This window comes from Streptomyces carpinensis (assembly GCF_002154505.1).
GTDB lineage: Bacteria > Actinomycetota > Actinomycetes > Streptomycetales > Streptomycetaceae > Streptomyces > Streptomyces carpinensis.
The window spans coordinates 1-4,872 of the sequence record NZ_MUBM01000595.1 but is presented as its reverse complement, the minus strand read 5'-3'; the positions used below and the strand labels follow the sequence as shown (position 1 = coordinate 4,872).

Below are 4,872 nucleotides of genomic sequence, written 5' to 3'. Positions count from 1 at the left end.
CCGCGGTCAGATGGCCGCCCTTGATCAGCACCCACGCCGGCCCGTACTCCAGGACGGCCGCCGCGGCCCCGCGCAGCTGCTCCTCCGAGGCGACCTCGACGCCGGTCAGTTGGGCCACCTCGTCGAGGTTGGGCGTGGCGACGGTGGCCACGGGCAGCAGCTTCGTCCGTACGGACTCCAGTGCGGAGGCGGCCAGCAGCGGGTCGCCGTGCTTGGAGACGCCGACCGGGTCGACGACGGTGGGCACGCCGGTCCCGGCGAGCAACTCGGCCACCGTCTCGACCAGTTCCGCCGAGGCCAGCATCCCGGTCTTGACGGCCTGGACGCCGATGTCGTCGACGACACTGCGGTACTGGGCCCGGACCGCCTCCACGGGCAGTTCCCAGGCGCCCTGGACGCCGAGGGAGTTCTGCGCGGTCACCGCGGTGATCACGCTCATGCCGTGCACGCCGAGGGCGAGCATCGTCTTCAGGTCGGCCTGGATGCCGGCGCCGCCGCCGGAGTCGGAGCCGGCGACGGTGAGCACACGAGGGGGCGCGCCGCTCATGACTCGATGTCCCCGAAGTGGTCCCAGCCGCCCTTCCTGGTCCACGGCGCACCGTCGACCGTGACCTGGGGCAGTGCCGAGGGGTTGAGCACTTCGCCGATCACCTTCCAGCGGGCCGGCAGCTTCACGTCCGGCGGGAAGGTCGCCACGATCGCGTGGTCCTCCCCACCGGTCAGCACCCACTGGAGCGGGTCGACACCGACCGCCTGCCCGATGTCGTTCATCTGAGAGGGGATGTCGATGGCGCCGGAGCGGATGTCGATGCGGACCTTGCTGGCCTCCGCGATGTGCCCGAGGTCGGCGATGAGCCCGTCGCTGACGTCGCACATCGCGGTCGCGCCGAGCCCGGCGGCGGCCGGCCCCGCGTGGTACGGCGGCTCGGGGCGGCGGTGCGCCTCGACGAAGGCGCGCGGGGAGCGGAAGCCGCGGGAGAGCACCGCGTACCCGGCCGCGGACCAGCCCAGCCATCCGGTGACGGCCACGAGGTCGCCCGGTTGGGCGCCCGCGCGGGTCACCGGCTCGTGGTTGCGCAGATCGCCCAGGGCCGTGATCGACACCATGATCGTGTCACCGCGCACCACGTCGCCGCCGACCACGGAGGCACCCGCGACCTGGCACTCGTCGCGCAGCCCGTCCATCAGCTCGGTCGGCCAGGTGACCGGGAGTTCGGCGGGGACGACCAGGCCGAGCAGCAGCGCGGTCGGTACGGCGCCCATGGCGGCGATGTCCGCGAGGTTCTGCGCGGCCGCCTTGCGGCCCACGTCGTACGCCGTGGACCAGTCCCGCCGGAAGTGCCGCCCCTCCACGAGTATGTCGGTGCTCGCCACCACCCTGCGGTCCGGGGCCGCGACCACCGCGGCGTCGTCGCCGGGGCCGACCCGGACCGCCGGGGTGGTGGTGAGACGGGAGGTGAGCTCCCTGATGAGCCCGAACTCCCCGAGTTCACCAACAGTGCCCTTCATAGCCCTTTCGCCCCTTCTGTCCCTGTCCGTTCCCGGTCGCGCGGTCACGCGGTCCTCGTTACCGTCGAGATGACCGTCAACTTCTGTCCTACCTGCACCCCGGCGCGCGGGCCACGTACTCCGTGGGTCTCCCCGTGGCGTACGGCGACGCGATACCGTGGCGTTCCTTTTCCCCACATGATCCTCGTGGCCGCCCTGGAGGTTCCGTGGTACAGGCGTACATCCTGATCCAGACGGAGGTCGGCAAGGCGTCGACCGTCGCCGAGACGATCAGCAAGCTGCCTGGGGTGATCCAGGCAGAGGACGTGACAGGCCCGTACGACGTGATCGTGCGCGCCCAGTCCGACACCGTGGACGACCTGGGCCGGATGGTGGTCGCGAAGGTGCAGCAAGTGGAGGGCATCACGCGCACCCTGACCTGCCCGGTCGTCCATCTGTAGCCCCCGTCTACCCTTGGGCCGGTGAGCTTCTTCCGTCACCGGCCCCTCGGCCTGCCCGTCCTCGCCGTGCTGATCACCGCCGTGGGCTGCTCCTCAGCAGACGACGGTGCCACCGCGGCGGTTCCCAGCCCGAACACGGCGGTCACCAAGCTGTGCCGGAACCTGGACGAGGAGCTGCCGCAGAAGGTGGACGGACTGAGCCGCAAGGACCCCCGGCCCGCCTCCGCGCTGACCGCGGGCTGGGGAAGCCCGGCGATCATACTGCGCTGCGGCGTTGCGCGACCCGCCCGGATGAACGACCCGGAGGCCGACGGCGCCGAGGTGAACGGCGTCGGCTGGCTGCTGGAGAAGCAGGGCGACGGATCGTTTCGCTTCACGACCACGCTGCGCAGGGCGTACGTGGAGGTCACCATCCCGCACAGCCGCACCGGAAACGGGGTCGCCCCGTTGGTCGACCTGGCGCCCGCCGTCAAGAAGGCGATCCCCGAAGGGATCGCCGACTGACGCGTACGGGGGTACGTACCGCGCTCACCGAAGCCCGGTCGGCCGGCGCAGCGCCGCCTGGACCAGGCGGTCCACCAGCTCCGGGTAGGAGATCCCGGCGGCCTGCCACATCTGCGGGTACATCGAGATGGGCGTGAAGCCGGGCATGGTGTTGATCTCGTTGATGACGAACTCGCCGTCCTCGGTGAGGAAGAAGTCCGCACGGACCAGGCCCTCGCAGGAGGTCGCCTCGAACGCCTCCACCGCGAGCCGCCGCACCTCGGCGGTCTCCTCCTCGGTCAGCGGGGCGGGCACGATGCCGGGCGTGGAGTCGATGTACTTCGCCTCGAAGTCGTAGTACGCGTGCGCCTCGGGCGGCGGGATCTCGGCCGGCACGGAGGCGCGCGGGCCGTCCTCGAACTCCAGCACCCCGCACTCGATCTCCCGGCCGCGCACGGCGGCCTCCACGAGCACCTTCGGGTCGTGCCGCTGGGCCTCCTCGATCGCCTCGTCCAGGCCCGAGAGGTCCTCGACCTTGGTGATGCCGATCGACGAGCCCGCACGCGCGGGCTTCACGAACAGCGGCCAGCCGTGCTCGCCGGCGAAGTCCACGATCTTCTTCCGGGCGGCGGACTGGTCCTGCGCCCACTCTCGCGGCCGGATCACCACGTACGGGCCGACCTTGAGCCCGAAGGAGGTGAACACCCGCTTCATGTACTCCTTGTCCTGGCCGACCGCCGAGGCCAGCACGCCCGAGCCCACGTAGGGCACGCCGGACAGCTCCAGGAGGCCCTGGAGGGTGCCGTCCTCGCCGTAGGGGCCGTGCAGCACCGGGAAGACCACGTCGACCTCGCCGAGGGCCTTGGGCACCGACCCGGGCTCGCTGTAGACGACTTCGCGGTTGGCCGGGTCGACGGGGAGCACCACGCCGCCCTCGGTCGACTCGGCGAGCTCCTCGACGTTGGGCAGGCGGCGGTCGGTGATCGCCATGCGCTCCGGCGCGTCGGCGGTGAGCGCCCAACGCCCGTCCTGGGTGATGCCGATCGGCAGGACCTCGTACTTGGTCCGGTCGATGGCCCTCAGCACGGCGCCGGCGGTGACCACGGAGATCGTGTGTTCGGAGCTGCGTCCGCCGAACACCACGGCCACGCGCGGCTTGCGAGGCGGCTGCTCAGGGCTCTGGGGGAGGTTCTCGGTGCTCATATCGCGATGAGAGTACCCGGTGGTAGGGCCCCGAGACAGCGTTGGAAACGCGGGGTCGCTCAGCGTCGCTCGGGCTTCGCACTGCGCGACATCAGCTCCTTGAGGGCCACCACCGGGGGCTTGCCCTCGTGCACGATGCCGACGACCGTCTCGGTGATGGGCATGTCGACGCCGTGCCGGCGGGCCAGATCCAGCACGGACTCGCACGACTTGACGCCCTCGGCGGTCTGCTTGGTGACCGCGATGGTCTCCTGCAGGGTCATGCCCTTGCCGAGGTTGGTGCCGAAGGTGTGGTTGCGCGACAGCGGTGAGGAGCAGGTGGCCACCAGGTCGCCGAGGCCGGCGAGTCCGGAGAAGGTCAGCGGGTCGGCGCCCAGGGCCATCCCCAGCCGGGTGGTCTCGGCGAGCCCGCGGGTGATGAGCGAGCCCTTGGCGTTGTCACCGAGGCCCATGCCGTCCGCGATGCCGACAGCCAGCCCGATCACGTTCTTGACGGCGCCGCCCAGTTCGCAGCCGACGACGTCGGTGTTGGTGTAGGGGCGGAAGTACGGGGTGTGGCAGGCGGCCTGGAGCCGCCGGGCGACCCCCTCGTCCGTGCAGGCCACCACGGCGGCGGCCGGCATCCGGGCGGCGATCTCGCGGGCGAGGTTGGGCCCGGTGACCACGGCGATGCGGTCGGCGGCGACCTTGGCGACGTCCTCGATCACCTCGCTCATGCGCATCGCCGAACCGAGTTCGACGCCCTTCATCAGGGAGACGAGGAGCGTGTGCGGCGCGAGCAGCGGCCGCCATTCGGCGAGGTTGTCGCGCAGGGTCTGCGAGGGAACGGCCAGCACGGTGAAGTCGGCGCCGCGGGCGGCCTCGGCGGCGTCGGCGGTGGCCCGCAGGTTGTCCGGGAGCTCCACACCGGGCAGGTAGTCCGGGTTGGTCCGGGTGGAGTTGACCGCCTCGGCGAGCGAGGCGCGGCGGGCCCACAGGGTGACGTCGCAGCCGGCGTCGGCGAGCACCATCCCGAAGGCGGTGCCCCACGATCCGGTACCGAAGACGGCCGCCTTGACCGGCTCGCTCACGTGCCCTGCCCCTCTTCCTGGACGGCCTCCCGCTCCGCTCCCCCGCCCGCCGGCCCGGGCACGCCGGTCGCCGCGGCCGCGCCCTGGCTCCGGGACTGGTTCTGCGCCTGGGTCCTGCGGCGCTGCTCGATCCGCTCCCGGCGCGGGTCGTAGGCCACGGCGGGCGC

Annotated in this window: 6 protein-coding genes; 2 read left to right on the top strand and 4 right to left on the bottom strand. The window is 71.9% G+C overall.

Going from position 1 to position 4,872, the window contains the following annotated elements; genetic code table 11:
• Positions 1-547 (bottom strand): bifunctional hydroxymethylpyrimidine kinase/phosphomethylpyrimidine kinase (gene thiD / locus BZY54_RS46695; protein ID WP_086731388.1); only part of this gene is annotated, 547 nt, incomplete at its 3' end.
• Complete coding sequence (locus BZY54_RS46690) at positions 544-1,509, bottom strand: thiamine-phosphate kinase (protein ID WP_030168387.1); 966 nt, start codon at positions 1,507-1,509, stop codon at positions 544-546. The genes thiD and BZY54_RS46690, both read right to left, overlap by 4 nt.
• Positions 1,510-1,715: 206 nt before the next feature.
• Between BZY54_RS46690 and BZY54_RS46685 the strand changes: the two genes are divergently transcribed.
• On the top strand, positions 1,716-1,949 hold the full coding sequence (locus BZY54_RS46685) for an Lrp/AsnC family transcriptional regulator (RefSeq protein WP_086731387.1): 234 nt from the start codon (positions 1,716-1,718) through the stop codon (positions 1,947-1,949).
• A 21-nt stretch (positions 1,950-1,970) separates the two neighbouring features.
• Positions 1,971-2,453 carry a DUF3515 domain-containing protein gene (locus BZY54_RS46680; protein ID WP_086731386.1) on the top strand — a complete coding sequence of 161 codons (483 nt, stop codon included), beginning with the start codon at positions 1,971-1,973 and terminating at the stop codon, positions 2,451-2,453.
• A gap of 24 nt (positions 2,454-2,477) precedes the next feature.
• On the opposite strand, the gene BZY54_RS46675 is transcribed toward BZY54_RS46680, so the two are convergent.
• The gene (locus BZY54_RS46675; RefSeq protein ID WP_086731385.1) at positions 2,478-3,635 is read right to left on the bottom strand and encodes a D-alanine--D-alanine ligase family protein; all 1,158 of its coding nucleotides are present in this window, start codon (positions 3,633-3,635) and stop codon (positions 2,478-2,480) included.
• Between the two features lie 59 nt (positions 3,636-3,694).
• The gene (locus BZY54_RS46670; protein WP_086731384.1) at positions 3,695-4,705 is read right to left on the bottom strand and encodes an NAD(P)H-dependent glycerol-3-phosphate dehydrogenase; all 1,011 of its coding nucleotides are present in this window, start codon (positions 4,703-4,705) and stop codon (positions 3,695-3,697) included.
• Positions 4,706-4,872: the final 167 nt, after the last annotated feature.